We start from the raw sequence: 1,292 nt of genomic DNA, 5'->3' as shown, positions 1-1,292 counted from the left end.
GGGTGGGTAAAGACCGGGTACATCCTTTACGTTTGAGACCGGGGACATGGTTTACAGGTATTAATCATGGTCAGGAGGTGCTGACCATGCCCTGGAATCAAGAGTCCCCAATGGATCAACGAGTGAAGTTAGTCAGTGACTGGCTTGGCGGTAACTACACCAAGAGCCAATTAAGCCGGCGCTATGGCGTCAGCCGTCCAACCATCGACAAATGGCTGGAACGATATGCAGCGTTGGGCGTGGATGGCTTGAAAGAGCAATCGCGCAAGCCGTTGAACTGTCCTCATCAAACGCCCGACGAAATCATTGCCACGCTGCTGACCAAGAAAAACGAGCACCCCGATCGGGGACCTAAACAGATCATTGATCGTCTACGCGTCTCCGATCCGGATATCCACTGGCCGGCCGCGAGCACCGCCGGGGAGTGGTTGAAGAAAGCTGGTTTGGTGGTGGCGCGACGGCCCTATCCCCCGCGTCCCCGTGCTCCAACACATTTGCGTCCGGTCGACGCGCCCAATCAGACTTGGTGTGCTGATTACAAAGGGCAGTTCAAAATGCAGGACGGTAATTGGTGCTATCCGCTGACCATTACCGATCAGATGAGCCGCTTTTTATTCGTCTGTCGCGCTTTGCCCAGTACGCACGGAGCGCCGACGCGGGAAGGCTTCGAGTGGGCTTTTCGAGAATATGGGCTGCCGGATGTGATCCGCACTGACAATGGCGCTCCTTTCGCATCGACAGGTCTGGCGCGACTTTCGAAGTTATCGGTTTGGTTCATCAGGCTTGGAATCCATGTCGAAACGATTACGCCTGGCCGTCCCGACCAAAATGGTCGACATGAACGGATGCATCGAACGCTAAAGGCAGCAGTGCCACCGGCGGAAAACCTGGTGCGCCAGCAGTTGGCTTTTCAGGAATTCATCCAAGACTTTAACCACCACCGACCACACACCGCGCTGGGCATGAAACCGCCGGCATCTGTCTATAGCCCGTCGACACGCGCTTATCCCGGTTACTTGCCTGCGATTGAATACGGTTCCGATGTTGAAGTACGCAAGGTTCGGTCAAATGGGGAAATTAAATGGAAAGGACAGCTGATTTTTCTAGGAGAGGCTCTGATTGGAGAGGACATCGCGCTGAAGGAAGTGGCTGATGACGCTTGGGAACTGTACCTTTGCAGCCACTGTTTAGGCAGACTTGAAAGCGGCGCCAAACGCGTTTCAAGCCTGTAAAGGTGTAAACGATGTCCCCGGTCTAATTTGTAAAGGATGTACCGGTCTCTACAGTGAGGG

Annotated in this window: 1 protein-coding gene; it reads left to right on the top strand. The window is 54.4% G+C overall.

The window, feature by feature from the left end; all coding sequences use genetic code 11:
- Positions 1-1,232 (top strand): integrase core domain-containing protein (locus tag L8H52_RS30265; protein WP_242210166.1); only part of this gene is annotated, 1,232 nt, incomplete at its 5' end.
- Positions 1,233-1,292: the final 60 nt, after the last annotated feature.

Origin of the sequence: Pseudomonas sp. CROZ-RG-20F-R04-15, from assembly GCF_022662375.1 — a bacterium.
Classification (GTDB): domain Bacteria; phylum Pseudomonadota; class Gammaproteobacteria; order Pseudomonadales; family Pseudomonadaceae; genus Aquipseudomonas.
This window is presented reverse-complemented; position numbering and strand designations above follow the sequence as displayed.